At 54.2% G+C, this 585-nt stretch carries 1 pseudogene; it reads left to right on the top strand.

The window, feature by feature from the left end:
- Positions 1-585 (top strand): annotated as a pseudogene (locus IEX86_RS25365) (IS3 family transposase); the annotation flags it as partial.

The raw sequence follows: 585 nt of genomic DNA on the forward strand, positions 1-585 counted from the left end.
GTTGCCCTGCTTGCTCAAAGCAGCAGGCTAGCCCGCAGTACCTTCTACTATCAATCAAAAGCATTGGGATACACCATAAAACCATCCAGCGCTTGATGGGTATCCTGGCATTAAGATCAACCATTAGACGACGCAGTAAGTACCGGGCGTACCGAGGCGCAACGTCTAGGGCGGTTCCTAACCGGCTCAATCGCGATTTCTCAGCCGAGCGGCCTAACGAGCGGTGGGTGACAGACATTACCGAGTTTAACCTCGGCGGCCAAAAGCTTTACCTGTCCCCGTTCTGGATCTGTACAACCGAGAAGTCGTGGCCTATGAGATGGCTAGGCGACCTGTATTTGATATGGTGCGCGATATGATGGGCAAAGCCTTCAAGCGCTTAAGACGCGACGAAGCTCCCCTCTTGCATTCGGACCAGGGCTGGCACTATCAGATGCCAGCGTTTGGTCGTCTCCTGGAGCGACGTGGCCTCACTCAAAGCATGTCACGACGCGGTAACTGCCTGGATAATGCTGCCATGGAAAGCTTTTTTGCCGTGCTCAAGTCAGAGCTGTATTGCCGGGAATCCTTCAACAGCGTCGCTGG

Source organism: Pseudomonas asuensis, from assembly GCF_014646755.1.
Classification (GTDB): Bacteria; Pseudomonadota; Gammaproteobacteria; order Pseudomonadales; family Pseudomonadaceae; genus Chryseomonas; species Chryseomonas asuensis.